23 protein-coding genes are annotated in these 26,822 nt (G+C 49.2%); 5 read left to right on the forward strand and 18 right to left on the reverse strand.

Going from position 1 to position 26,822, the window contains the following annotated elements:
• Positions 1-20: 20 nt before the first annotated feature.
• The 3 genes from SIC15_RS10835 (at position 21) to SIC15_RS10845 (ending at position 3,531) form a co-directional block, all read left to right on the forward strand.
• Positions 21-1,001: a glycosyltransferase family 2 protein gene (locus tag SIC15_RS10835; RefSeq protein ID WP_412535851.1), complete on the forward strand. Its 981-nt coding sequence runs from the start codon at positions 21-23 to the stop codon at positions 999-1,001.
• A 1-nt stretch (position 1,002) separates the two neighbouring features.
• A complete protein-coding gene (locus SIC15_RS10840; RefSeq protein WP_412535852.1) occupies positions 1,003-2,523 on the forward strand; it encodes a lipopolysaccharide biosynthesis protein in 1,521 nt (506 codons plus the stop codon).
• Between the two features lie 78 nt (positions 2,524-2,601).
• Positions 2,602-3,531, forward strand: a complete 930-nt coding sequence (locus tag SIC15_RS10845; protein WP_412535853.1) for a glycosyltransferase family A protein — start codon at positions 2,602-2,604, stop codon at positions 3,529-3,531.
• Positions 3,532-4,158: 627 nt separating this feature from the next.
• Here SIC15_RS10845 and SIC15_RS10850 read toward each other — a convergent pair.
• Positions 4,159-5,037, reverse strand: a complete 879-nt coding sequence (locus tag SIC15_RS10850) for a hypothetical protein (protein ID WP_412535854.1) — start codon at positions 5,035-5,037, stop codon at positions 4,159-4,161.
• Positions 5,038-5,767: 730 nt separating this feature from the next.
• On the opposite strand from SIC15_RS10850, the gene SIC15_RS10855 reads away from it, so the two are divergent.
• The gene (locus tag SIC15_RS10855; RefSeq protein ID WP_412535855.1) at positions 5,768-6,904 is read left to right on the forward strand and encodes a glycosyltransferase family 4 protein; all 1,137 of its coding nucleotides are present in this window, start codon (positions 5,768-5,770) and stop codon (positions 6,902-6,904) included.
• Positions 6,905-6,918: 14 nt separating this feature from the next.
• Here SIC15_RS10855 and SIC15_RS10860 read toward each other — a convergent pair whose 3' ends face one another.
• The gene (locus tag SIC15_RS10860; protein WP_412535856.1) at positions 6,919-7,374 is read right to left on the reverse strand and encodes a hypothetical protein; all 456 of its coding nucleotides are present in this window, start codon (positions 7,372-7,374) and stop codon (positions 6,919-6,921) included.
• A gap of 179 nt (positions 7,375-7,553) precedes the next feature.
• On the opposite strand from SIC15_RS10860, the gene SIC15_RS10865 reads away from it, so the two are divergent.
• Positions 7,554-8,807 carry an IS256 family transposase gene (locus SIC15_RS10865; RefSeq protein WP_412535857.1) on the forward strand — a complete coding sequence of 418 codons (1,254 nt, stop codon included), beginning with the start codon at positions 7,554-7,556 and terminating at the stop codon, positions 8,805-8,807.
• Here SIC15_RS10865 and SIC15_RS10870 read toward each other — a convergent pair.
• From SIC15_RS10870 to SIC15_RS10945, 16 genes are all read right to left on the reverse strand, one after another.
• Positions 8,783-9,682: a hypothetical protein gene (locus SIC15_RS10870; protein ID WP_412535858.1), complete on the reverse strand. Its 900-nt coding sequence runs from the start codon at positions 9,680-9,682 to the stop codon at positions 8,783-8,785. The genes SIC15_RS10865 and SIC15_RS10870 overlap by 25 nt on opposite strands.
• A gap of 228 nt (positions 9,683-9,910) precedes the next feature.
• Positions 9,911-11,118 (reverse strand): IS3 family transposase gene (locus SIC15_RS10875; RefSeq protein WP_412535859.1). Its coding sequence is split into 2 segments (ribosomal slippage): positions 9,911-10,791 and positions 10,791-11,118, totalling 1,209 coding nucleotides; the frame shifts between segments, so codons are not numbered across the junction.
• A gap of 960 nt (positions 11,119-12,078) precedes the next feature.
• Positions 12,079-12,987: a hypothetical protein gene (locus SIC15_RS10880; RefSeq protein ID WP_412535860.1), complete on the reverse strand. Its 909-nt coding sequence runs from the start codon at positions 12,985-12,987 to the stop codon at positions 12,079-12,081.
• 129 nt (positions 12,988-13,116) lie between these two features.
• The gene (locus SIC15_RS10885) at positions 13,117-14,382 is read right to left on the reverse strand and encodes a glycosyltransferase (RefSeq protein WP_412535861.1); all 1,266 of its coding nucleotides are present in this window, start codon (positions 14,380-14,382) and stop codon (positions 13,117-13,119) included.
• Complete coding sequence (locus SIC15_RS10890) at positions 14,363-15,346, reverse strand: glycosyltransferase (RefSeq protein WP_412535862.1); 984 nt, start codon at positions 15,344-15,346, stop codon at positions 14,363-14,365. The genes SIC15_RS10885 and SIC15_RS10890 overlap by 20 nt, the downstream gene beginning before the upstream one ends.
• Positions 15,346-16,338 (reverse strand): polysaccharide deacetylase family protein, encoded by a 993-nt coding sequence (locus SIC15_RS10895; protein ID WP_412535863.1) that lies wholly within the window; start codon positions 16,336-16,338, stop codon positions 15,346-15,348. The genes SIC15_RS10890 and SIC15_RS10895 overlap by 1 nt, the downstream gene beginning before the upstream one ends.
• 4 nt (positions 16,339-16,342) lie before the next feature.
• Positions 16,343-17,245 carry a glycosyltransferase family 2 protein gene (locus SIC15_RS10900; protein ID WP_412535864.1) on the reverse strand — a complete coding sequence of 301 codons (903 nt, stop codon included), beginning with the start codon at positions 17,243-17,245 and terminating at the stop codon, positions 16,343-16,345.
• The gene (locus tag SIC15_RS10905; RefSeq protein ID WP_412535865.1) at positions 17,233-18,573 is read right to left on the reverse strand and encodes a phenylacetate--CoA ligase family protein; all 1,341 of its coding nucleotides are present in this window, start codon (positions 18,571-18,573) and stop codon (positions 17,233-17,235) included. The genes SIC15_RS10900 and SIC15_RS10905 overlap by 13 nt, the downstream gene beginning before the upstream one ends.
• Positions 18,570-19,658 carry a glycosyltransferase gene (locus SIC15_RS10910; protein ID WP_412535866.1) on the reverse strand — a complete coding sequence of 363 codons (1,089 nt, stop codon included), beginning with the start codon at positions 19,656-19,658 and terminating at the stop codon, positions 18,570-18,572. The genes SIC15_RS10905 and SIC15_RS10910 overlap by 4 nt, the downstream gene beginning before the upstream one ends.
• Before the next feature lie 14 nt (positions 19,659-19,672).
• On the reverse strand, positions 19,673-20,797 hold the full coding sequence (locus SIC15_RS10915; protein ID WP_412535867.1) for a glycosyltransferase: 1,125 nt from the start codon (positions 20,795-20,797) through the stop codon (positions 19,673-19,675).
• 10 nt (positions 20,798-20,807) lie between these two features.
• The gene (locus SIC15_RS10920; protein ID WP_412535868.1) at positions 20,808-21,965 is read right to left on the reverse strand and encodes a glycosyltransferase family 2 protein; all 1,158 of its coding nucleotides are present in this window, start codon (positions 21,963-21,965) and stop codon (positions 20,808-20,810) included.
• 18 nt (positions 21,966-21,983) lie between these two features.
• Positions 21,984-22,265 (reverse strand): DUF3473 domain-containing protein, encoded by a 282-nt coding sequence (locus tag SIC15_RS10925; RefSeq protein WP_412535869.1) that lies wholly within the window; start codon positions 22,263-22,265, stop codon positions 21,984-21,986.
• Positions 22,266-22,335: 70 nt separating this feature from the next.
• A complete protein-coding gene (gene istB, locus SIC15_RS10930; protein ID WP_008170042.1) occupies positions 22,336-23,091 on the reverse strand; it encodes an IS21-like element ISSpu5 family helper ATPase IstB in 756 nt (251 codons plus the stop codon).
• Between the two features lie 11 nt (positions 23,092-23,102).
• Positions 23,103-24,644 (reverse strand): IS21-like element ISSpu5 family transposase, encoded by a 1,542-nt coding sequence (gene istA, locus SIC15_RS10935; protein WP_053114397.1) that lies wholly within the window; start codon positions 24,642-24,644, stop codon positions 23,103-23,105.
• 70 nt (positions 24,645-24,714) lie between these two features.
• A complete protein-coding gene (locus tag SIC15_RS10940) occupies positions 24,715-25,515 on the reverse strand; it encodes an XrtA system polysaccharide deacetylase (protein ID WP_412535870.1) in 801 nt (266 codons plus the stop codon).
• Positions 25,516-25,545: 30 nt separating this feature from the next.
• Positions 25,546-26,808 (reverse strand): outer membrane beta-barrel protein, encoded by a 1,263-nt coding sequence (locus SIC15_RS10945; RefSeq protein WP_412535871.1) that lies wholly within the window; start codon positions 26,806-26,808, stop codon positions 25,546-25,548.
• Between the last annotated feature and the right edge of the window lie 14 nt (positions 26,809-26,822).

Consider the following 26,822-nt stretch of genomic DNA (forward strand, 5'->3'; position numbering starts at 1 on the left):
TTGCTGTGGCAAGGACGCATATGCCAAAAGCCTCAATTATCATTCCGGCCTACAATGCTGAGCAGTACATCGGCCAAACCCTTCGCTCGATTCTTGAACAGTCATTCGAAGACTTCGAAGTAATTGTTGTTGATGACGGTTCAACCGACCAAACCGCCAGAGTAGTTAACGAATTCAATGACGCCAGGATTCGATACTTTCACCAGGCCAACAGCGGTCGCCCAGCCGCTCCGAGAAACAGGGCCATCCGGGAATGTTTGGGTGAGCTGGTGTTCATTTTTGACTCTGACGACATCATGCTTCCCGGCAAATTGGCCACAACAATAAAGTGTATGGACCAGGCACCGGAAGCTGGGCTTGCCTTCACGGGGTTTGCCTGCATTGATGAACAAGGCTCTGTGATTAATCCGAGTTTCCTCGCAGCCTACAGCACACTTGCTGGCCTGGAAAAAGAACCGGTTGGAAACAACGCGTTTTTAATCCGCGCCCGCACTGCTTTACGAGGGCTGGCCGCATCCAACTACCTTGGAACTTCTGGCGTCGCCATAAGGCGACATGTGTTCGATGTAGTGGGCGGGTTTGATGAGGACGTCAGAAACTCCGACGATTTCCTGATGTGGCAGGCTATAGCAAGCCGGTTCAACTTATTATACATTCCCGAGATTTACCACCAATATCGCGTGCGATCCGGCAGTATTTCGTTACGCAGCATAGAAGATAGAGCCCCGGGTTTAATAGCTTGTATTGAAAAAATGAAGCAATACCATCTAGATGACCCCACAGCACTGAAGTTACTCGACAAAAGGATCGGGCGGTACCATTTCGAAAGCGGCTATTCTTACTTCAGCCAATACAGAATGAACGAAGCAAGGAAGGCTTTTCTTCGAGCGCTTTTAAAGCAACCGAGCCGAAAAAACCTATTCTATCTGATCGTTTCAACGCTGCCGGCCCGGGTTGTAAGCCAGCTAAAGCAACTAAAAGCAACTGGCAGCATTACCTGACGTGTCTACTGCTATAGAACTTCTGAAAGGGTCAATTACACGGGTTTCGCAAACCTTTGTAAGCATCATCGTCGCCTTCTTCATGATGCCATTCCTGATACACCAGTTGGGCGATCACTGGTATGGCATCTGGACCGTGATAGGCAGCCTTGCAGCGGCCTATCATCTATTTGATATGGGCATGGCGAGTGCCGTGACCCGATATGTAAGTCGTGCATTCGGATTAAAAAATGACCAACTAGCGAACGAAACGATAAATACAGCGCTCCTTATATACCTTGCCATCGCAGCGGTCATTATCCTCGCGAGCATTGCGGCCAGTTTCGCCAGCCGATTGTTCATTGACTCTGAGAGCGAAAAAGACATCATTCAGTTACTGGTGCTCATAATTGGTGTTTCGGTAGCTCTGGAGTTTCCATTCAATGCTCTGGCGGGTGTCGCCAGCGCGAAGCTCAAATTCCACCAGGTCGCATTGACCAGGACAAGCGTGACACTGCTCGGGGCCGCTTTAACCTGGTGGTTTATCTCAGAAGGCTATGGTGTCGTAGCCCTGGCTGTAATCACATTCTGTACGGCACGCATCTCCAACCTGTGTTATCTCCTGATCTGTAAAGCCGCCTTCCCTGCCCTGAAGTTTTCTCGTCGTCTCGCGGCGATAGATAAAGGAAAAGAGCTTTTCCAATACAGCGCGTGGTCCTTCGTGATCGCCATTGCATACCAGTTAAGAAACAACGTCGACAACTTCGTCGTGGCCGGATTCCTGTCCGCTGCCAGTGTGACCCATTATGCAATTGGGTTACGCCTGGTCGATTATGTGGCCCAGTTTCTGAGCCAGGCCACCAATATGTTTGTGCCTATCTTTACGAGCTATCACGCCCAAGAAAACAGCAAGGAACTGCACAGCAAATTACTGTTCATTACCCGCCTGAACCTTGTAGCGGCACTAATCGCGGGAGGTGGACTGGTGATATTCGGTGAGGCCTTCATCGCCCGCTGGATGGGGCCTAAATATGACGACGCCTACTGGGTGATGGTGATTCTCTTGATCGGCCGGATGATGGGCTTCGCCAACCACCCATTAAACTCTGCGCTGTACGCAGCCAACAAGCACAGTATTGCGGCAAAACTCGACATCTGCGAAGTTATTCTTAATCTCTGTTTAAGTCTAATTCTCGTTCAATATCTGGGGCTTATTGGCGTCGCCCTCGGCACAATGCTCCCCCTTCTCGTGCTCAGGCTATTCTTTCTTCCCTTCTACGCCTGTAAAGCAATTGAAATGAACGCCAAAGACTATTTCCTCTGCATGGTGCGACCTATTCTGGTAATCGTAATTCCCACATCTATTATTTTCTTTTGGACGAAAACCGTCATCGAGCTTCACAGTTATTACGAGATATTCTCCTTGGCATTAACCATGGTGACAATATGTGGCATCATCGGAATAAAAATGGCGTTCTCTGAAAATGAGAAGAAAGAGCTGAGAAAACTGTTACCGAGTGAACGATTGAAATTTTTGATATGAAAAAATATCGTGCTACTTAAAAAATTCCGTATACAAAGATAAAGCATTTGAGTTCGAAAAATTATGAAATGCCCACTTGTGACAGTAATTATCCCCGCATACAACGCATCTGATTATATTTCAGAAACTATTCAATCTATCGTCAACCAAACATATGCCAATCTGGAGATCATTGTTGTTGATGATGGATCCACGGATGATACGAAGGAGATCGTCACCTCTTTCAGGTCCAAAGTGAAATACATTTACCAGGAAAATAGCGGGAGCTGTGCATCGCCTCGAAACACCGGACTAAGGCACGCACGGGGAGAGTATGTCACGTTCTTTGATGCCGACGATGTGATGATGAAAGATAAAATCCAAAGCCAGGTGGCCGACCTCAATAAAAACTCCAATGCTGTAATTTCAATTTCAAACTATTGGAATTTCACAGAAACTGAGAGGTTCAACGACCATTTTTCAAGTTGTTCTATTTTGCAAAAAAAAATAATCGGGCACGATAATGAGACCTTTCAGCTCAACTCGAAGGAATGTCGAAGAATACTGCTAGAGGAAAACTTTGCAATCGCTTCGTCTCCTTTATTTCGAACCTCAGTAGTTAAGGCAATCGGTGGTTTCGACGAAGCCCTTAAAGCATGTGAAGACTTTCATTTAATATATCGCGTGGCCATGCAGGCACCTATCATAATAAACCCCAACACTGGTTTTTATCGGCGCTTACACGATACAAATATGAGTAGTGACAATGAGCGAATGCTAAAATATTTGATCCAGAGTCGAGACTCTCTTAATAAAAAAGAATCTATTCCTGAGTTAAGACATCGACTTCAGACTAGAGTCCGAGAATACAAAAGGGCTCTGCAATCCTGCTTGCTGAGAAAAGGTGACACTAAAAGCTATTTACAACTATATTTTGAGACCTTCCCTCCTGGAAGTTGGAGGGAAGCCAAACATGATTTAAAGAATATAATTACAATTTTCTTAACAAAAATAGGATTGAGAGTTTAGCGATCCTTATTTGAAAACAGAGAGTAGTAGCGCACATAACAAACTACATCATTTCGATTCATTTCATGCGGAGACTTAAAACTGGAAATCGGCGACAGCATAAAGAACTTATTGGGCGGATCAGCGTCCCAAATTCTATGAAGCCATTCTTCGGCAGGTGGCCTAGCCACATGATTGGACTGGGTAAGAATTCGCCAGCAAGAGGTATCAGAAGTGCCACCTCGTCTGCACAAAAGGCCAAACGCAAAATCAGCTTCAAAAAAGCTGAATTAGTTTCCTGCTGCACCTACCCCCACCAACGTAATTGAAACCTTGCATCGCCACTGAGCTAAACTGATCAGATCAGGGACCTGACAATCAACAAATAAAGCCTACCAAAACTGTACTATTTCGTTATTAGTAAGGCATATGACCGCTGGATGGCTCCAACTCAGAACTGGGAATTCTCTCCCGCAGTGATTAAAACGTCCCGCGCCTGCACGGTGGCTACGTCAGCTTAGCATTACTTATAATGAAAGGGTTTTGAGAACCCTCAGCCGATGTGATTCCGAGAGCGTGGGTCAAGGATTATTTGACCTAAAATCCAAAACAAAACTCGATCACCCTGAACAGACTGCAAACCAAACCTTAATATAGCGGCTTTTTAAACAAATGACGTTTATTCTTTACGTAAACCTTTATATATCGCCACACAAACAGAGCCGACATCACTAGAACATTAGATTTAGATCTGCAGTCCTTGCCGATGCCGTGACGCAATTTGGTCATTAATAGGTTAATATTCCTCTGCGCTTCAGTTTTTAGGGCGACATTTGTATATATATCCTTAAAATACCAAACGGGAGTTTTGGACATGGAGTATACCCTCCCTCCTGCCACTTTGGCGGAAATTCCAATTGAGCTACCCTCAGAAAACTCAAATAACCTGATTGTTGAATAGGTCGCGCAATAGTCCCACGCTTTTAAAAAAAGCTCATAATCTCCGTGGTTCTTGTTTATTGCAAAAAGTGATTCTTTAACAAAATCAACCTCAGAGGTACGAATACCAAACTTCATTGTTAGTCGATCGAACAGTGCCTGCTCTTTTTTGGGGTTGTTAAAAGACCACCTTCCGTCCCACTCGGAAATCTTAAAGCCATGCTTTTCCGATAGATTTTTAGCCCAAGTCGCTACGAGAAAAAAACCGTCTTTTATTAAATCGGAGAAATCTATAGGATATACTAGTCGACTGTCGGCATCTAAAAAAACACAAATATCCACATCGTCTTTGAAAATTTCAGAAACGACATGCCTTTTATCATGGTAACAAGCCCTTACGCCACTAAACTCATGCTTAATAGCTCTAACATTGGAAAAACCTTCGAAACTCTCCGGATCGTCAGTCAATACATAAAAGACCAAATCTGGATGATAAACTCCAAGATCGTAGGCAAGTAGCCTCGCCAATACCCGGTACTCCAATCCTAGCGCTAATGTTCCACAACCAACTTTCAGATTTTCTTTCATATTAAAACTCAACGTCTTCCCTTGATTCAACGAATAACCTAAAAAGTCACGCTTCCCTCGCTACTATTTAGTCAGGCACTTAGTTATTTACCTCTATAAGATTGAAATAATAGATGCAATTTCCAGGACAGTAATAATAAATATCCTTAATCGGTTTGCCCCAGCGCGAATCTAACTACCCCTGTTGATCACTCCGGTATTTAGGTTAGTGCTCACGGCAAGGATTGTCGAATTTTTCAACGCTTTACGAGCTCGCCAATTCCCTTAACGCCCCCTCAGCTGCTCATACCGATTTAGATCGTTTGGGGCCCACCCCGGTACTGAGGACATTCTGACATGCCCCCCTTGTCTAACCGCTCACTGCTTTGCAAGGTCGGTTAATTGACCCTGACCCCGTATTAGGTCCACCCAGAGTTGGAAAAATCCGGCTCCTGACCCTGTTCCCGTATCAGGTTAAGCCCGTGGCGTGCAGGTCAGGCTGGGCAGAAAATTCGGTGTGAGTTAAATTTCTTTTTACTTGTCGACCACAGACAACCGACGGGCTTTCCTGTGTTTTGGTTTCACAACAACCTCCAGTGCAAAAGTACGGAGATTACAAAGGATCTTGTACGGTAATGGGCAGTGGTATTGGCGCTTACAAGAATGACCAAGAGCCCAAAAAAACAAAACAGGTAATGCCTGTTTCCAATGAGTTAGAATATCTCTCGGTTTAATTGTTGGAGATCTCGCGATGGGAAAACGTAATGTACCAAAACGAAGAGTGCTGCTTGTAGTTCGCTGGCCAGTAGGCGGAATACGAACCTTTCTGAAGTACGTTCTTGCAGGGTTTCCGTCTAACGAATACGAGTTTGTGTTTTTAGGTCCTGATACCGAAGCAATTGGAACCTTGCAAGAGGACCTTGGAACAATCGTATCTGAATGGCTATTGTTCCCGACGGATGGAAATGAGCTAAGGTCTTGCTTTAGTCTAGTTAGGAAAACGCTTCAGGCACAAAAGATTGATCTGGTTCACGCGCACGGCTTTACTTCTGCAGTCGGCTGCGTTCTCCCAGCGAGGTTGAAACAGGTACCAGTTATTTGCACTTCCCATGATGTGCTTTTGCCCACTCAATTTTCCGGCTGGAAAGGAGTGTTAAAAAAGATCGGTCTATTCTCTGCCTTGAGTCAATGTAAGATAATCCAATCGGTATCTGTAGATGCCGAAGCTAATTTATCCGGTGCTCTGCCATGGCTGCAAAAAGGAAGAATGCAGGTCATTCTGAATGGAGTGGACACAAATGCTTTTGAGTCCGCTGTAGCTCGAGACTTAAAATCCGAGCTCTCCCTCCCACAGGATACTGTCTTAATTGGTTTTTTTGGGCGATTCATGGGTCAGAAGGGTTTTGGCATCCTCGTCGAAGCTGTCAAAACACTCATCGACGATGGGAAGCTTTCTCAACTCCACGTGGCATGTTTTGGTTCCGGTGCATTCATTCGCGAGGAGCAGGCAAATATTGAACGTCTTAATTTGTCCAGTGCCTTTACTTTTATTCCGTTTACGGCCGATGTTTCGGGTGCAATGAAAGGCTGCGACATTATTGCAATGCCCTCCAGATGGGAAGCCTGTCCGTTGCAGCCAATGGAGGCTTTAGCCGCAGGCGTTCCGTTTGTCGGGAGCAACTGTATTGGACTCAGAGAGGTCTTGAGCGGCACCCCCGCTGTCATAGTTCAAACAGGCGATACAGAAAGTTTGGCTAACGGAATTATCGAATGCCTGAGAAAGGGTGCTAAGCCATTTGTGGAGTATGTACCAGAAGCTGTAAAACGATTTGATGTAAGAAGAACGTCACAACAGATCCAGGCTCTGTATGAGCAGGTATTGAGTTAGATTGATGCCCCCCCTCATTCCCAACGATTGGCTTTCCGGGCGAGAGCGAACTTGCTCAATTGGAGGGCATTACGGGTATCCGCAAGCATGCATCTATCCGCAGCCGCTATTTTGGTCTGTGCGCACTTAAAAATAACAACCGATAACCCACCAAACAGATACCACTCATAACTTTTTAAACCATAACTGGCAAAGCTGAACAAAAGATTCATCAGAAGCCAGACCTGCATTGCCTGAATACTCCGGTGCAGAAAATCGTTCTCTGCAAGGCGATCTCGAACAAGCTTTCCCGCGTTGATAAAGTTTCCGACCATTGCCTTGAGATACAGAATAAAAAGGACCAAACCGATTAGCCCTATTTCCTGCCAGATTTCGGCCCAAAGAATATGGGAAATTTGGTCTTTACCAGCGACGTTCCAGTTGGCCTCCCTAGAGGTGCCCAGCCCATGACCAATAACAGGGCGATTCATCGCGACCTTGAAATCCGAAAACCAACCCTCAATCCGACCTTCTGCCGAAGCCGACTGTCGCGCATCGGAGCTAACAAGGAGTTATGGTGATTTCTGGTGTATGGAAGCAGGTTGAAGGGGTGGCGTATCCTGTTGGTTGATCACCGCGACGATCACAACCAACAGAGGAATGATACGCCATGTCCAAGTCTAACCTGCATGCTCTTTCACAACCAGAGGTAGCCGGCAACGATCCCTTGCACGGGTTAATCCGTCAGGGTGCCCGTGATCTGATTGCACAGGCTGTCGAGACGGAGCTGGAGAGCCTGTTGAAGCAGTGCGCAGACGTCAAGACACCGGATGGCCGCCGTGCTGTGGTGCGCAATGGGCACCTTCCCAAACGCACTGTTCAGACCGGCGTCGGCGACGTAGAAGTCCAGGTTCCCAAAGTCCGGGACCGCAGTGGCTCTGGCATTCGCTTCAACAGCCACCTGCTGCCACCCTACCTGAAGCGTGCCCGGAGTCTGGAGGAACTGATTCCCTGGCTCTACCTGCGGGGCGTCTCCTCCGGTGACTTCCAGGAGGCCCTGAGCGCGCTGGTCGGCGAGCAGGCCAACGGGTTGTCGGCGAACACGGTCTCCCGGCTCAAGGCGAAGTGGCTGGATGAGCACAAGGACTGGCAGCGCCGGGACTTGAGCCAGAAACGCTATGTGTACTGGTGGGCCGACGGCGTGTACAGCAACGTCCGGCTGGACGATCGACTCTGTCTGCTGGTAATCATCGGCGTGACTGAGCATGGCCACAAGGAATTGGTGGCTGTCGAGGATGGCCACCGGGAGTCCGAGGCCAGTTGGCGAGAGCTGCTCACGGACTTGCGGGAACGTGGTCTGGAGCCGTCGCCCAGGCTGGCTGTGGGTGACGGCGCACTGGGCTTCTGGAAGGCTCTGAGCAAAGTGTTTCCGGACACCCGGCACCAGCGGTGCTGGGTGCACAAGACGGCCAATGTGCTGGACAAGCTGCCCAAGTCGGTGCAACCGAAGGTGAAGTCAGCCTTGCATGAGATCTACCTGGCAGAGACTCGTGACAGCGCCCACAAGGCGTTTGACAGCGCTTTGCGGCGGTTCCGGGACAAGTACCCGAAGGCCATGGAAAACCTGGAGAAGGACCGGGATGAGCTGCTGGCCTTCTACGATTTCCCGGCGATTCACTGGATTCACTTACGGACCACCAATCCGATTGAATCCACCTTCGCCACAGTACGGCTGAGAACCAAGCGGAGCCGGTCTTGTGGCAATCGCGACACCACGTTATCGATGGTGTTCAAGTTGCTCCAATCCGCCCAGAAACGCTGGAAGCGGATCAAGGGGTTCAACCAACTGAAGCTGGTCGTGGACAACGTGCAGTTTCAGGATGGAATACCGGTGGAGGATCAATCTGACAGGAGCGCTGCCTGATGGTCATACACCAGATTTGACAATAACTCGCTAACAAGGGACAAGTATCTATCTCTCTGAACTTCGTTAAGACTCATAGAAATAACAACAAGCCCGAGCGCTCCAAGGATCATCAATGCCGCCTTATGAGAACTCTTTAACCATATCCCAACCGCTATTATAGCCAACGCCAAAACGCCCGAGCGGGACATTGTTAAAATCATTGTATAGATCAGTATAGGAATCAACAAAAGGTATAGGGCATAGGTCTTTTTGTTAATCGGTGCAAATACGAAGTGCAGAAAAGGAATAACTGTGGCTATTACAAATGCCAGTCCATTCGGATTTATTGTGTCAGAAGGTGCGCCAGCCAAGCGGCCAGCGAATTCACCACTGCCAATATAGGTTGAAGAACCCAAATATCCCGAAGTTATATTTAATAGTAAAGGCTCTAATATCCTTATTAGGTTACATAAAACGAAAACAAAAATAACACTTTTTAGCCTCTTGATATTAGAAACCAAATTTACTGTAAAAAAATAGAATATAGCACCTTTAATGAAAGCGACCATACCATTATTAACAACGGAACCAGGCCATTCCACAAGTGGCAGCGTAATTATAGAATATACGAAAATGGCCAGAAGATATTTTGAGGCAATATCAAGCTTTGCGCCTTTTGTGGCCTTTGCTCCCAGAATCAGGAAGACAATTAATCCAACCAGCAAAAAGTCAAAGCTGATAGCACCAAGAGCAGGGAGACGTGCTGGCAGACGCAAAAAGAAACTTATTAGATACAAAAGGTAAAGCCAAAACGCCAGTTTTGTTTGATCATCAATTTGGCTTTTCTTGGTTGCAAGTCCGTTTGTTATTTTGCCAAATTCAGATGAATTCATTTGGCTACTCCCTTTATAAATTTCATTGATAGACACTGTCAGTTCTCAGCAATCAATGCGATCAACAACCACGGGTAGATGCTCACTGGACCACCCTTCTCTTAATTAGCGCCCGCATGGTCAGCGTCTCCGTTAGCTGCAGTTTAGGATTTTCCCACACCCCGCTGCTGTCAGCCTAACTGCCCAATTGGCAAATTTGTAGTTGCCCCCGCTAAACCGGACACCACCTCATTCGTTTGATGCCAGTTCCGCCCGGTACTCCCAGGGCGATTTCATTTTCAGCCCCTTGTGCGGGTGGCTGCGATTATAGTCTTCGATCCATTCCGGCAACCGGGCCATCACCGTGGCGGCATCAGGGAGATCGTTCAGGTACACATAGTCCCGCTTGAACGTCTTCACGAAGGCCTCAGCCATGCCGTTGCTCTGAGGGCTTTTCACCGGTGTGGTACACACTGCAAAGCCCAGAGAGGACGCGAAGGCTCGCGTTTCTTTGGCAATGTAGCAGCTGCCATTGTCCGTCAGCCATTCCAGCGGATGAGGCACTCGCTCTGACTGGCCGAACCGGTATTCCAGGCTTTCCAGTAGTAGGTCCTGAACCATCTCACCGGTGATGCCACCAGTGGTCGCTACATAGCGCATCAACTCGCGATCACAGCAGTCCAGGCTGAAGGCCACGCGAACGACCTCCTTGTTCCAGCAACGGATCTCAAAGCCATCCGAGCACCAGCGAAGGTCTGGCTTCAACGTGATTACCTGGCCGTTGTGACAGCGCTCCTGAGGCCGTCCCGTATAACGAGGTAACAGCAGTCCATCCTGCTTCATCAGTCGATACACGCGCTTGTGGTTTACTCGCTCATCGTTGGCTGCGAGCAACCGATTCAGTCGAGCTGTGATCCTTCGATAGCCATTGGCAGCACGGGCATCGCACAGCTCACGGATAAACGCTAAATGCCGGTCATCGTCCTGTTTGCTGTATTTCGGGCTTCGGCCTTTCTGGCGACCATGAAGACGATCCAACAGATTGGAGCGCGATACCTTCAGCACTTCCGCAACCCGCTTCAGAGGGTATCGTCCGGTGGCAGCAACGGCATGCGCGAGATCAACTTTTTTGACTGAGCCACCTCCAGGGCTTCCCGGAGTATTTCAGCTTCCATCGTCTTACGGCCCAACATCCGCTCCAGCTCCCGAACCTTCTTGTTCAGGGCTTTCACCTCGGATGCGCTTACAACCTCATCACCAGATTCAATCGCGGACATGCCACCGTCTTTCATCAGCTTCTTCCAACGGAACAACAGACTTGCTGATATACCATGACGCCTGGCTACAAGCGATACTGACATGCCTAGCTGCTCACACTCCGCAACCATGAATGCCTTCTCCTGCGTGGAATACCGGCGACGGCGCTGCACTCCGGTTATGACTTCGATTCTCTCCACCTTGGACACTCCTTTGCACTAGGTCTATGCCTAGGCCTTTGCTTCTACCAAGGTGTCCGGTTTAAATGGGGGCGACTACCAAATTAGACTGAATCAAAACAACCACGAGGGGGCTAAGGGAAGCCTACGCGATATGCCTTGTCGTTTTCTGAAGACAGAGTCGAGAGAAAGGAATGCCCCCTGCAAGTAGTCTAGATTCTATGGAAGACCGGTCCCCCGAGGCCGAACAAAAGTCATGCGTCTGCTACGTCCGCCCGTATCGAGAGCAAGTCCAGCGCTAAGAAGGAGCCCATACCATCCGCGGAATGCGGAAAACCCGAGATAAAACCTGATCAGAACGAGAAAAAAGAAGGCCAGAAAGCCATAAAAGTTGAAACTCGCCGTCAAGACATCACTCTGGCCGAAAACAATTCGCGTGTAGTGCAATCGAAAAACGCCCGAAGTATGGTACTGCGAGTCCCAGAACAACCGCGGCTACATCACACTCAGTTGAAAAAATACTCATATTTCCAGAGCTGATTTATGAAACGATTGCCGATACTGCCACTCAATAAAACCTTTTGAGGCGTCCTCCGACAATGGCAACATCAAGTTGAAGCGCCAAAGAAGCATAATGGCAGGGTAAATGCGTAACCAAAACCTAGAGGCAGAGCGAGAGAGCAGTAAAAAAGAATGTGCAAAATGCTTCACTCAGCCGTCGATAGAACAACCGCCAACGGTTGCACTACTAGAGTGGGCAATAAAGGTCCGAACGCTATGGCCGATACCCCCATTGCCCCGTATTGTGTAAACGCACGATTTCTTAAACGTTTACACTCCCATACCAAAAAGCTACTCAGCAGCTAAATATCTCGATAGCACAGCTGATGTTGATCGGACAATAAGAAATCTACAGACTTGAGTATACTCTTATCATTATCTTCCAAATACAAACTGAACTAAAAACAGTCACACCTAAGGTTATTCCACAGAGATATCAACTGGAGGAGTGGGGGCGCGAGATTTCGGACTTCCTGCCCAAACAGAGATATTATCTATCTGCAAACCACCCGCATACCCTCCTCTATTTTTTGAGTTGGAAAGATCTTGTGGGGATGCATAGGAGGTTGAAAACTGTTCTACCACGAAGCCGCGTGGTAATCTAAAATAGTTGTCATTTGAGTCAGGCGCATACCTTTCATCTTTTGCTGCATGGCCGTTCACCCAAATCTTCGCTCTGATATAGTCCTGAGTCCCGCTGTGGTCCAACTCCATTTCAAACTTATTCCATTTTCCATTTGCGCCAAATGGATGACCGGTTTTCAAATATATTAATTTTCCACCAGGCGACCAATCACGTTCATTCCAAGAACTATCCCAGGCTTGTCCGCCACTACTATTGTCACCAAATGTAATCCTGCCATTGGGTCCACCGCCCCAAACCAAGTAAAACCCTTGTTGCACTATCTCTCGATACTTACCATAGTAGCCACCCTTCGTGAGGACGGCGATGTCCGACTGGGTACCCCCACCCCACGAATATGGTTGGCCATCGCTTTTCCTCCACAAAGCGTCGTCAAATCTAAAATCGTAGCTGATGTAAAGAACCTCAGGATAATTATCACGAACTGCAGTTGACGTAGTTCGAACTGTCGACCTATTCTCCGGGAATTTTACCAGGGGATCGTTGCTTCCCTCAAACAGATTGACCCGCGCAGAAAAACTGCCGCTTGAAGGCATATGGTCTGTAATAACGCCACCATCAAGGATTTCGGCATTATTTACACCAGTCTCGAAATCCTCCGAAAACAATAACCTAGGCTCCGAGATTGCTAACATTGGCAAGCCAAGCAGAATTAGTGTAAGCCATCGAGATATCAGATCAGTCATTTTTATATCCCTTCTCAGAGTAAAAACCACCATAATCACATTATTGACGAAAATCGAACGACTCACCACATCACAGGTGTAACGTTTGGTGATAACTCGTAGCCGCTTATAATGGATTTCATTCCCAATTCATATTTTCAGTAGAAAATTATCGAACTCCAGGTAGCGAGAGGAACTATCATAGCATTTACTGACGTCTGCGTACATGAATGATAGCCTAACACTATAGAATGAAGATATATCCCTAGTCCATTCTTGAGATTCTTTCGCGAGAATATGTTTGCGAAGATCTTTATTTAAACGTTTTGAGTTTACTTTAGCTGAATTTTCCTGAACGGCTGCTTGCCGTATTGCATGATTGTCGAACTGACCTCGCCTCTTAATTGCCTCGGAAAGCTCCGTAACTGATCGCACAATAAAACTATTGTCAGGATTCAATAGGGACCTAGTTCCAATATGGGAATTTTCAAACATCACAACGGGCGTTCCAGAAATCAACGCTTCAGCCACAGCAATAAATGAGCCCTCTCTATATGACAGAGCACAAAAAATCTTCGCCCTTCTATAATATTCACGTAGAATTTCTTGTGTGGGTGACTCGACAACTTCAACTCTATCTAAAACACCAAATAATTCGGCCTCAGCTTCGATTTCCGTCTTTGTCCTGCCACCCCAACTTACTCCAACGCAATAAACGGTCAAATTTTCTTGAATATTAGAAATAGCATCAAAAAGAATCCAATGACGTTTAAAACTTGCAAAATTTGCTACGATCAAACAGTCGATATCTCTTTCAACGTCAGTCGGACTAAATAATTCATCATTCACCCAGCTGGCCGCATTATATTCTAGTGGCACACAAAAGCCGCCTAAATACTGACAATATTTATGCTCTTTTTTATGGACTGGCATCACAAACCACGTCTGTTTTGCCATACTGGCAAAACACAATATCTCTGGAGAGAACAAACCAGTCCACGACGGTAAAAAAATAACGTGATACCGATCCTCAATCTCCTCGAGAACTCGCTTATTACACAACTTTCCCAACTCTCTCTCAAATGAAATTAGAATAATGCCCTTTTCTCTTGGAGAAACATAGTCTTTTAAAATTATCGAATTGGAAAGCTCTATTTCAGCAACCTCTTCATCCCGATTCGCCCAGCCAAAAATTGTCTTCCTTATATATCTGAACGACATTAAATTGGGATAGTGACAAAATAAATTGCTTACACCATTTAGTTTTTTCCTTGGATCCTTGGCCAGAATAGAAAACATCGCCTTGACTATTGAAACAATGGATGAAATATTTTTTTCTTTAAGAAAGTTTTCGCCCTTTAACTTTGTTTTTAAAAAATATGAGCCCACCCCCTGCTTATAGCCTCGAAATAGCATTATTGATCTCCCTAATCACAGTCGAATGATGAGACTCAAAATCCATTTTCATTAAGAAAACATCTTTTATTAATTTCTCATAATTGTTAATGATATATTTGATATTTTTTGTGATAGACACGGGATCTATTTCAGAAAAAGAATAACCTCGGTAAAAAATCTTTTCTATTTGCTTATCTTTTGTGACAACGCCGGGCTTACCAAGAGCCAAAGCCTCATATATCCCACAGTTAATACAACTTTTACGTTTTGTCAAAACAATCACGGCGCTTGACACATTTAGGAGGGCGCAGTACTCAGCGTAACTGATAAACCCGAGCAGATTTACGTTATCCGGGATTTTCTTCAAATCTTCAAATGATAACTTTTTTCTATAATTCCCAGTGATATATATTTCTACACGCTCACCCAGAAGAAGACTCGCGCTCTCGATAACCTCGTTATACGGCTCATCATTGTCCCAACTACATATAAATACTATGTTAAATTGGCTTTTATCAAATTTTGCAAATTTAATGGACTGATCTATGGGCATTTCTGGAAGTGGGTCTGGAGCAACAATTGCTCTTCCGCCAAGTGACTCGACAACATCTAGTAGCTCGTCATTGGTAACTATGTTAAGGTCTGCCTTTCTTAAAATCCAAGCGGACAGAAAATTAAGTACATTACTCTTTCCTTCAAGTGGGTATATTCCGGCATTATGCTGGTCAACAACAAGCTTGTAATTAAAATATATCCTTAAGAAGACCGCAATAAAAGAAAGTACTATAGAAGGATTTTGAACAAACAATATCCTTGGCTGCACCCGATTAATAATTAAAACCGTTTTGACGATTGATAATGCATACCTTTGAATTCTACTTTTTTCTACGACGACCTCTTCCAAATCTGCTTTCAGGCGATTCGCCATTGAGCGGTTCCTCGGCTGACGCTCCCAAGTTATCCATAATCTGGTTTCAAGCATCAACCAAGCTCCCTTCTCATAAATCTGTCTGAGATGTAAGTCAACCCAAACACTTTTTTCTCAAAGTCCTCAAAAGATCGCCCCACACCATATCGGCCTATCTCAAACCTATCACTAAGATTAAATCTTTCTCCAATAGCTGTAATGGCATATTTATAGCCGGCTAGATCGATTATCCTTTTAATTGATTCGTTGAAGTCTCTCTCTGTGCCATTCGGATAACAGAATACAGTAGGCTCCTGACCAAGCTCTTTTAATATTAGTTTTCTTGACTCTTCTACTTCACACTTGACTTCATTTAAGGGCATTCTTGTTAATATTGGATGGTTTACTGAATGGCTTCCAATATCAACTCCACGCTCCAAAAGCTCCCGAAGATCGTTCCACGAAAGTGAGTCGTAATTTTGAGGCACTGAATCTGGATAGGCAACTTTTAGCTGATCATAGATATTGTTAATCAGGTCAACCCTTTCCTCATTTGGAATCTCCAAGCAATAGTCAGCTATCTCATTCCAGGCTTTTTCTGCTCGACCTCTTATAGTTATTGTTATTCGCTCTTTTCCGACCGACACGCTCTCCATATCCGTACGTTGGAGACAATACTTGATTTGATCAGGCCACAGCCAAATATCTTTATTGATGAAACCAGTAGTTATAAAAAGCGTCACCGGAACATCGTATTCCGTAAGGATGGGGTAAGCTATATCTTTGAAGTCTCTGTATCCGTCATCAAAGGTTACAACGACCGCGTTCTTTGGAACCTTTCCGTTTTCATGCGCCTTCAACAGGTTTTGAAGGGTCATAGGGGTGAAATCGCGTTTGATTACAGTGACCTGCTGCCGAAACTGGTCAGCAGTTAGCCCCTCACCTGTCGGATCTTCGGTAATCCGATGGTACATTAAAATTTTGGGGTGGTTCCGGGAGAGGAACTTCGCAAGCTGTAGCCCGCCCAGAGGCCGTGACATTCGATAGATGAACTGATTTAGTGTCATGGTCTCAAACCCTCCTTAGCATCAACTTTGCCAAAGAACGCCAGGCTGGCCAGTAGGTAGAATCCTTTCGCAAGCCGGCCAGGATATCCCGGAGGGGCTCGGCAAACGTTTTTTCCGCTCCTGCAATTGCCATCCCGCGGCTTACATACATATCAGCCCAGGCTCTGGCGATGAGATCATCAGGGAGTTTATTGGGGTGTTGTCCAAGGAATTTATTCAGTATCCGGAATGCGTTGTCGTAACGCCCACGATAGTTCTTGGACATCTGGCCTGCCCAGATCCGGTAGATATAGGTTTTCTCGGGCAAGTAGCGAAACTGCCAGTCGACGGAATATCGCAACCAGAGATCCCAATCGATGCCCATAGGTAGAGCTTCGTCAAAAACCCCGTTCTTCTCAATACAGGCTCGGCGGATAACGGCCGTACCAAAAGGAATGAAGTTCTTGATCACCAGGTGGTGCGTTACCTGGCCACTGTGCCGGATATAAGGCTGCGGTTTCGTCACCTTTACGCTGTGTTGATCAATGTATGACACTTCGCTGTAAACAACACCTACATCTTCTTGCGCAAACAGCGGTATCTGCATGCTTAACTTTTCGGGGTGCCATAGATCGTCTGCGTCGCAGAACGCGATGAAATCGCCAACCGCCTCCTGGAGGCCAAGATTCTTGGCCTTGGGCTGACCTCGATTCTCTGTCTGGATGTAGCGAACCCGTTGGTCAGGTTTGAAACGCGCCATTACCTCCGCTGTGTTGTCGCTGGAGCCATCGTCGACCACTATGATCTCTAGATTTTTCCATGCCTGCGCCAATACCGAGTCGATCGCCTCCGGAAGGTATTGCCCCATATTAAAAGTGGCGATGACAACACTCACCAAAGGCTGCTGACCTGGAGTTACACCTTGCATATGGAAAACCTGTATTTGCCAGAGGGCTCTTGGGGAATTCGCACTACGTCCACGATATCCAGAGCTATCTGTTCACCGAAGGTTTCGCGCATCGCTTGTAACAGTGCAGCATCGGTAACCTGCGTATAGTCGTGGCCTTTCACACGATGAATAAGAATATGATCCAGGCGGTCCTGTACCAGTTGCATTTGCTCGATACCCGGCACTCGCGTCAATGTTCTCTCCACCAGGGAGATACCCGCTACCTGACCGCCATCTGGCAGCTTTAGAAAGTCCGCTACCCGCCCTTCAAGGTTTTTCAGTATCGGAAAGCCTCGTCCGCATTCGCAAGGTTCTTCCGAAAAGACGCCCACATCCTCAACCCGATAGCGAATCAGGGGCATCGCCTTGTTATTCAAATCAGTCACCACAATCTTGCCCGGTTCCCCGGCTTTGACTGGTTGATCATTAGCATCCAGAAACTCAACGTAGACATGTGGCAGATTCATATGCATCCCCTGATGCTGCTCACATTCGCAGGCTATCAAGCCGACCTCCTCGCATCCGTAGCGGTTAGTGACCTTGCATTGAAACGCGTCTTCAATGAGGTGTCGCTCGTGTTCCAGAAGCATCATGGATGTTGCAACGATTGCTTTTGGGCGGCAGGTAGTTACACCCATCTTCCGGAGATAACGAGCAAACAAGTAGATCGAGTGAGCATGTCCAAACACTGCTTCCGGCTGCTCTTTGGCCCAACGTTCGACAAAAGTTGCCATGGAATGGTCGTTGAGGTTCATCGTATCCAGATAAATTGTGCGATCGAGCAAATGGAGCCGAATCTTCTGTTTAAAAGTCCGAGCTACAGGAGGGTTGCCCCACACCGCGGCCCTTTTCATGCCAAGGTCCCAGCCTGCCCAGCGGTCCGCCATTAGTTGCGCCGCATTGCGTTGCTCCTGGCACGCTTCGTCAAAATAGAGATTCAGGGAAACTCCGGTTGAACCGCCGGTTTTTGCGGATACCAAGGAGTTTTTGTTGAAGTCATCGCTAATGAACTGGTCGAGGTGACCCCGAATGTCCTTCTTCGTTGTTACAGGAATCTTTCGGAAGTCTGCCTCGGAAAGGATCTTTTCAGGGTTGATCTGATTGGCGACAAACAGATCTCTGTAGTAAGGGCTATGGCTACCTGCGTAACCTAACAATGTCTGCAGACGCTCCCATTGATAGGCCTTCAACTGCCGTTGCGGCCACCATTGCTGCTCTTCGAGACGCTTCCACTCCTGCAGCCGGTGGCTCCGATCCTTCAAATCCCAGAGAGGGTAAAACACGTGCTTGGACAAGGTCTGCATCATGTTCTATCCCTCCCTGATAAGATACTAGTGTACAACTCGATGTGTTGAGTCAACATGGTGTCGATAGAGTAGCGGTGCCGCACTTGCGCATAGCTGGCCTGCCCCATTCGTGCCCGGAGGTCGGGATCATTTACGAGCATTCTAAGGTAAGTTGACAGCGCCGGAACGTCTCCAACCGGCACCAGATAGCCCGCCACTCCATCTTCTACAATTTCCGGGTTGCCTCCTGTTCTGGTGCATACCACGGGTTTACCGCAGCGCATATACTCAATAAGGGCGTTGGAGAAGCCCTCCGTCTCTGAGCAAAGCACAGCAATATCAAAAGCCCTAATGTGCCGTTCGGGATCAGCCTGACTTCCTAACAGGGACACACTGGATTCAATTCCCAGGCTGCGGATCTGGGAAAGATATGGCGATTGGTCCCCTCCCCCAACCACACGAAGTTCAACATGATGTCCATCTGATATCAGGCCGGCCGTCGCTTCGATAAGATCATGAATGCGCTTTATTGGCCGAAGGTTGGCAACAATTCCAATAACAACCGGGCGCTCCTTGTCATCAACTCGGTGCTGCTGAACCTTTATCGGCAGAGTCGTCTCAGGATAGCCGTTGTAGATAACATTCACCCGTTTGGATTCGATACCTTCCATCTCTGAGGTAATCGCTGCAACGGCCTGGCTATTGCAGATCACCGCATCTACCCACCGGCCAGTCTGTCTCAGAGCTCTCAAATACTTTGAGGTATACCAGTACCCCATATCGCGACGGGAAATCACGGTTCTGACTCCGGCCAATCGCATCATTGGAGGGCAAATCACGGAGGTATCGTTAAAGAAACCATGAACCAACCCATACCCCTCAGCACGCAAGTCTCTGGCATATTGATAGACCCTCAGCCAGCTCCCCGGATTGGACAGGCTCTGCACGCCAAGGTGGTCAACAGGGACGGGGAAATCGTTACTCAGTGAATAGTCGGTGCTCCGGAACACAGCAAAGCGAATCTGCCAGCCGCTATCTCTCAGCCCCTCAACAAGCTTCAGCACCTGGCTTTCCGTGCCCGCGTAGGGGTTGTCGTAACGATCCATGATAATTCCGAGTTTCATTTCAGAGCACACTGGTATATCCGGGTGTAACTTTCGGTCATTGATCTACTGGAAAAATCAGATTCCACCCTGTGTGAGGCCCATCGGATTTTCTCCGAAACCTCGGTACCTCCCGAAACAACGGATTCGAGTTGGGCCGCCAGCATCTCAGGGTCCCTATAGTGGAACACACGACCACCTTTTCCCTGACCAAGAACATTCGCAATTTCTCCAACGTTACAGGCAACGACCGGTACCTCTAACGTCATTGCCTCAAGCAGGGTGATCGGTAAACCTTCGGTTAACGAGGGCATGCACAACACCGAGGCCCGCTTCATTAATGCAGGGACAGGCTGGACGTAGCCAGGAAAAAGAACATCATCCGAAATACCAAGCTCCTTGGCCTGCTCTTGGAGTGCAGCCCTTTGCTTACCCTCTCCAACAATGACGAGACCCAGGCGCGGATGCTGCTTCCGCAAAACTGCAAATGCGGCTATCAGACGATCAAAACCTTTCTCTGCGGACAAGCGCCCAACTCCCAGAACGAATCCGTCACGAACGCCTAAGAACGCCTCGATCGTCTCTGGAATAGGAAGGGATGCCATCTCCAGTACCGCTTGTGTGCTCAATCCATTGGCGACTACTGAAGTGCTGTTAGAATGCGCAATGCGCTTTGGTACTTGTTTGCGCATTGCCTCTGAGACCAATACCACTTGCCGCATTCGGGCGAGAACCACACGGTCCACAGATTCATAGAGCCATGATTTGGTGAACCTAGGGCCTTTCACATAGCCGTGCAACGTTGCAATAAGGGGAAGCTTTCGAGTGTGCTCAGGCCAGAGTCCCATGAGCACATTAAATTTGTAGCCATGGGAATGAAGCACCTGGAATTTTTCAGCCCGGGCCCATCTGAGTATTTCGGCAGCCTCCTTCAGGTTAAACCCCGGCTTCATACGCCATGGGGTCACAGGTATCCGCAGCTTCCTAGCTTCAATTTCAATCGCCTTATCAGTGAGATGCGGCTCACCAGCGCTCAAGATCATTGGTGATAATCCCTGCGCTAGCTGTTCTGCCGCAAGCGTTAACAACATACGCTCCGCGCCGTATAGGCCTCCGCTGTCAATGAGATGAAGAACCTTCATTTAATAGCGCTCAACCTTTCCTTGGCTTCCAGATGACCTTCTTCTCTCCCCGTAAAAAAGCAGCCGTAGCTTTGAAAGATGAGAAATTGAGAAGTAAAAAGTAGTAAGGCACCGAATAAAATGCCGAGCTTTTCTTATCTGCGTCTATTGAACGCGCACCTATCCAGCCAAGAACATATAACGCAACAAGTCCAAGAAAACTGACCGTATAGATACCACCGTCAAACGAGAGCAATAACGCAGTCATGCTTAAAATAACCAACGGTATAAACGCTAAGTAGCGCAAAAGCTTGTGTGAAATGAGCTGAAAGGAAAACATGCCAAACCGAACCGGATTCATCAGGTGCGACATGTCTTTTAGCGCCCACAAAGCCCGTAACCCGACCCGGACCCGCATGCTGAACTCGCTGCCGCTGTCCTCGTTGGTGTTCTCTTTGAGCAAGGCTCTCGGCTCGTATACAACCCGGTAGCCTTGTTCTATCACTTTCAATGGTTGAACAAAGTCCGGCAGTTGATCTGGCCGCAAAGGCACATGCAAGGCCTTACGCATGGCGTCAATACCGCCGTCCACGCCTACAATGGAGCCCAGGTGGGTTTCATGCTCTCGCAGCCAGTTCTCATATTTCATGTACGCACTGCAACCGTCACCCACCAATGATCCATCTTCGTTTACATAGACCATTTTTCCGGTTACGTAGCCCACATCTGGATCCGCGAAGTTACTCACGAGCCTCGCAACAGCATGTTTATCCCACTGGGAGTTGGCATCTGAAAAAAGAATGATCTCTCCGCAGGCCTGAGCAATGAGGGTATTCAATCCTGCCGTTTTGCCCTGGCGAGGCACTTGGCGTATCAGTTTGATAGGGCACTCGGAGTCTCTGGCTTTTCTTTCAATGATCTCATCGGTGCCATCGTCAGACTCGTCAGATACAACCAGGATCTCCATCTTCTCCAGGGGGTAATCCTGCTTCAGCTTGTTATCCAGGGTGTTTTCGATGTCCGCTGATTCGTTGTAGGCGGCAATAACGATGCTGACTGAAGGGCGATAAGAATCGTCTAGCTGCACCGGCATCATCTTGAGCAAGGAGAGAAGCCGAACGAGTAACGGATACCCCGCGTAAACGTAAACCAGAATAAGCAAGGAGAGCCAGAACAGTGTGGTCAACATTGACGATCTTCCATGGAATCAGGACGTTTTCAGCATTTGGCTCGTCTCCAACCCGCGATCACTGTTCGAGGAGGAAGAGGCCGTGTCATACCCAATGTCCAGCAATCCCTGGCTCTGGAGGACATGACTCATGGTGGTAAACCGGAACCGCTTGAGCAGCTGAGCCAATCGCTGTTCACAAACATCGAGATTGTTGTAATGCCTGAACCGGGAAAACCATTTCACATCAAGTCTCGGTTGGCCCGGGTCTACTTCCCAGGGGTGAATGCGTAAACCGCTGAAGGTTGCCACCCATTCCACGTGAAGCCTGCCACCCGGACCGGAGCAAGGCTGCCACCCATCGGAGCGTAGCGACGCGGGGTTTCTCTTCTTACTCCGAAGTCTCAGTGCCCGTCAACTTTGCCTGCTGTTTTCGCATGGATTCGCCCCGCAGATTGATCTTGTAGGCGTTGTGTACGAGCCGGTCCAGGATGGCATCTGCCAGAGTGGCGTCACCGATGATGCCGTGCCATTCCTCGATGGGTAATTGGCTAGTGGCGATGGTGGAGCGCCGGCCATGTCGGTCTTCCAGCACCTCCAGCAAGTCCCGCCGGTTCTCCGCGCTCAGCTTCATCAGCCCCCAGTCATCCAGGATCAGCACGTCGACCTTGGCCAGGCTGGTCAGGAGCTTTGAGTATTGGCCATCGCCCTTGGCGATGGTCAGCTCTCGTAGCAGCCGGGTCAGGCGGACGTACTGGGCGGTGTAACCCTCCCGGCAGGCCTTGTGTGCCAGAGCACAGGCCAACCAGGTTTTCCCGACGCCAGTCGGGCCGGTGATGAGCACGTTCAGGTGTTCCTTCACCCACTGGCAGCTGGCCAGACTCTGGACAAGCCCTTTATCCAGGCCCCGTGAGTTCCGGTAATCAATGTCTTCGAGGATGGCGGCGTGTCGCAGCTTGGCCCGGCGCAGGCGGCTGCTCATGCGTCGGTTGTCCCGTTCCGTCATTTCCCGGTCGACCAGCAGGCCAAGGCGCTCCTCGAAGCTCAGGTCGGTAATGTCGGGGGTGGCCGATTGATCCGCCAGGGCGGCGGCCATGCCGGTCAGTTTGAGGGCGTGGAGCTTATCCAGCGTGGGATGTTTCAGCATGTCAGGTTCCTTCAGTGGTAGTAGGCGGGGCCACGGATGTTGTCGTGTGTGTCGGGTAAGGCCAGTTCTTGTTGCTCTTCCAGGGGCTGCTCATCCAGGCGGTGCTTGAGGATGGATTCGATGCTCTTGTATCGGCAACTGCCCAGCATCAGGGCGCGTTGGCAGGCACGTTCTAATCGTGCCTCGCCGTAGCTCTGGCCCAGCCGGAGAATGCCCAGACAGGACCGATAGGCCTGTTGCGGATGCTTTCTTGCCCCCAGCGCGGTACGGATAAGCTTTTCAGTTGCCGGTCCAGTCTTGGCTGCCCAGGCGGTCAGTCGCTCTGGGGTCCACTCGCCGGCTTGGCGATGGGACTCCGGCATGTGAGCGGCGATGGTGCTATGCCGACCCTTCTGATCCGAACGCCGGTGGCTGGCGATCCGGTTGCCCCGGTGGAAGCATTCGATGGTGTTGTGGGTGATCCGGACCTCCACCTCTTTCTTGATCAGGGTGTAGGGCACCGAGTAGTAGTGCCCATCGATGGCCACGTGGTAGTCGATGTGTACCCGGGCTTTTTTCCACTCGGCGTAGACATACGGCTCGGCGGGTAGCGGTTGTAGAACCGGCTGGTCCAGCTGTTTGAAGTGATCAAGCCGGCACCCGGGCAACTTGCGGAAGGGGCGGCTATTGAGCTTCTCCAACAGCTCACGGATGGTGGCGTTGAGCTGCCCCAGGGAGAAGTGCTGACGATGGCGCAGGGCCGCCAGGATCCAGCGCTCAACGATCAATACGCCACCTTCCACCTTGGCCTTGTCACGGGGCTTGCGAACCCGTGTGGGGACAACGGCCACGCCATAATGGCTAGCCATATCCTGATAGGTCGGATTGAGATCCGGCTCGTAGCGATGGGCCTTGCTGACGCCGGAACGGAGGTTATCCGGAACCACCAGTTCCGGCACGCCGCCCAGGAACTCGAAGGCTCGGATGTGAGAGCCGATCCAGTCCGGCAGGGTCTGGCTCCAGGTGGCCTCGGCGTAGGTGTAATTGGACGCACCCATCACCGCCACAAAGACTTGCGCCTCATGGATCTCACCGGTGGTGCGATCAATGACGGGCACCGTGTGCCCAGCATAGTCCACGAACAGCTTTTCACCGGCTCGGTGGTCCTGACGCATCACCAGATCCAGCTTGCCCTGCCAGGCCCGGTAGTGCTCGCAGAACCAGCTGTACTGGTAGCCATCCGGATTGGCTTCCCGGTACTCCTGCCAGAGCAGGAACAGGGTGACGTTCTTGCCCCGGAGTTCATCGTGGATTCGCTTCCAATCCGGAATGCCTCGGGCCTGTGCCGGCAGATCCGGTGGTGGCGGGAACAGCCGTTGCTCCAGCTGGGCTTCACTCAGATCCTCTGGCAGCGGCCAGCCAAGCTCCGCCTCAGCAGCACGCCGCAGATACTCGCTCACAGTGGGGCGACTGATGCCGCAGGCTGCGGCAACCTGCCGGTTACTCAGCCCTCGCTCCCACTTGAGGCGAAGGACTTCTTTGATTTTACGCATGGATAACCTCATCGCTGGCATCTGGCCCTCTCCGGATGAAAAGGAGCAGAGTACCGTTAGTTATCCCGCGCCGGACGTTTTGATGGGGAAATCAGGCAGCCTGCCAGGGTGGCAGCTTTGCCGTGGAATCAGTGGCAGCTTTCGCGTGGAATGGGTGGCAGGCTTCGTCTGGAATCAGTGGCAACCTTGGTCTGGAATACGCAGGGTGAAGGTAAAACACGAAGGGCTGCCCCTGCCGATTGATTGATCCCAACCCCCAATCGCTGAACCAGTAGGGGAACAAGCGGAAATACCCGCCGCCGGCAATGGGCAGGGTATAACCGGGAAGTTTCAGGGTGCTCAAGGGGAACTCGGCCAGTTCATAGCCTTTATCGGTCGTCAAACGATGGGGCCAGCGGGGCGTTCCCGGCATCCCGTAGCGATCATGACGAACAGGAAAAATGGAAGAATCCCAGATGAAACCTTCCTCTGCCAATATGTCCAGTGCCCAACGGGATTGATTGGTAATGGAATAGCTTGCCGCTCGATAACCTGTAACCGCCCTACCAAGAATCTCTTCGAGTATTGCTTTGGAACGCCTGGTCTCTTCCCGGAAGACGTCTGGGGTCTGGTTGTATATCAGTTGATGGCTGTAACCGTGACTGGCTACCTCGTGTCCGGCATCTGCAATGCGTTTTACGAGCTTCGGCGAACGTTCTGCAACCCAGCCCAAGGTAAAAAAGGTGGCCTTTACATCGGCTTCTTCGAATAACGCCAGAATTTGATCGGTGTTGGCTTCAACCCGATACTCCATGGAATCCCAGTCGTCATATCGGACAGCTTCTGCCAGCGCGGCGACCTGAAAGTAATCTTCCACGTCGATAGTCAGTGCATTTTCGATTCGTTCTTTCATAGCAAGAGCCTCACGTACATCCATGGACGTTCAACGGAATCGATACTCAACCCCAACCAAGATCCACAGCTCATCGTATTCCCGACTCGGGACATCGCTGTTTTTCTGTTCCTGGCCAAGCTGCCCTGTCACGCTGAGATCACGGCTTACCTGATAGTCGAGACCGAGCTCAAGATTAATGGTCTCATCATCAGACTCATCCTCCTCAAACGCGGTGTATCTGTATCCAAGACTTGCAAAGCCTGTAAGCAGCTCACTCAGAGCCCGGGAATAACGAACATCCAAACCCGCACTCTCTTCAAGTTCATTGGTTTCCAACAGATCCGACTGATTTGCGAATACTTTGGCATTGAAGCTGCTTCGATCAGAGAATGCTTTGTTAATACCTGTGGAGAGTGTCGTGGTTTGGACCGTTAGGCTTTCATTAAGATTAAATTCGAAGTCCTCAAACCGTATGTCGAAACTTGAGGTTCTGTCTGTCAACTCCCTTGCCGCTCTCAGGTACCAGTCCGTACTGGGATTCAAAGCGCGAGTCAGGTCTATCTCGCCAACTAGGCCATCGCTGGAGCGGGTTGTGCCTCCGAAATCACTTTCAATCTCGCTCACACCGAAAGCCCCGGAAAGCGCCGTCGTAGCCCAACGTTTTTGAAAAGTGGCTCGCAATGTTTCAACATCAACCTCGGCGCCGGAGTCAAATTCGGTGCGACTGGCAAACAGGCTAACTCCACCACTCAGGGTTTGGCTGAATAAGTGGTTCCAGGCAATGGAGCCTACATACCGCTCACTGCCTGTTTCTTCCGGTTCACTGAATTCCGTGTTCTCGTATTTGGTATCCAGGGCGATGGAATCAGTGCCGCCCACACGCCAGATGTATCTGGGCCCAGTGCTAAAAACGTTCTTTTGCGTGGTGTTAGACGGTGTATCGCTCCCGGTACTATCCTGCCTAACCTCGCGAAGATTGTTATCAAGGTCCCAGAACAGGCCGGTAGTTAATTCACATTGACTATCCAGGTCCATGGTGCCGTCGCTTTTACTATCGAACGAGTCGTCTTGCCACATGGAATAGCCCAGGATGCCAGCGAAGCTTGCTTCACATCGGCCCGGATCTGAAACGTAGCTGGCTTTCAGATAGGTTCGGCTCTCCAGATCGCTGTTCTCTGCCGTCGCCGCTTTCCTGGCATTATCCGTGGCCCTTGCGGACTGCCCGCCTGTAAGCTCCAACTGCGCAGATGCGGCTAAAGGTGACAGAGCAAAAATCAACGCTAGCGTAAGCCTGGCTCTCGACTGGAGCATCCCTTCTCCGGGTG

The organism is Marinobacter sp. MIT932201 (assembly GCF_047123295.1).
GTDB lineage: Bacteria > Pseudomonadota > Gammaproteobacteria > Pseudomonadales > Oleiphilaceae > Marinobacter > Marinobacter salsuginis.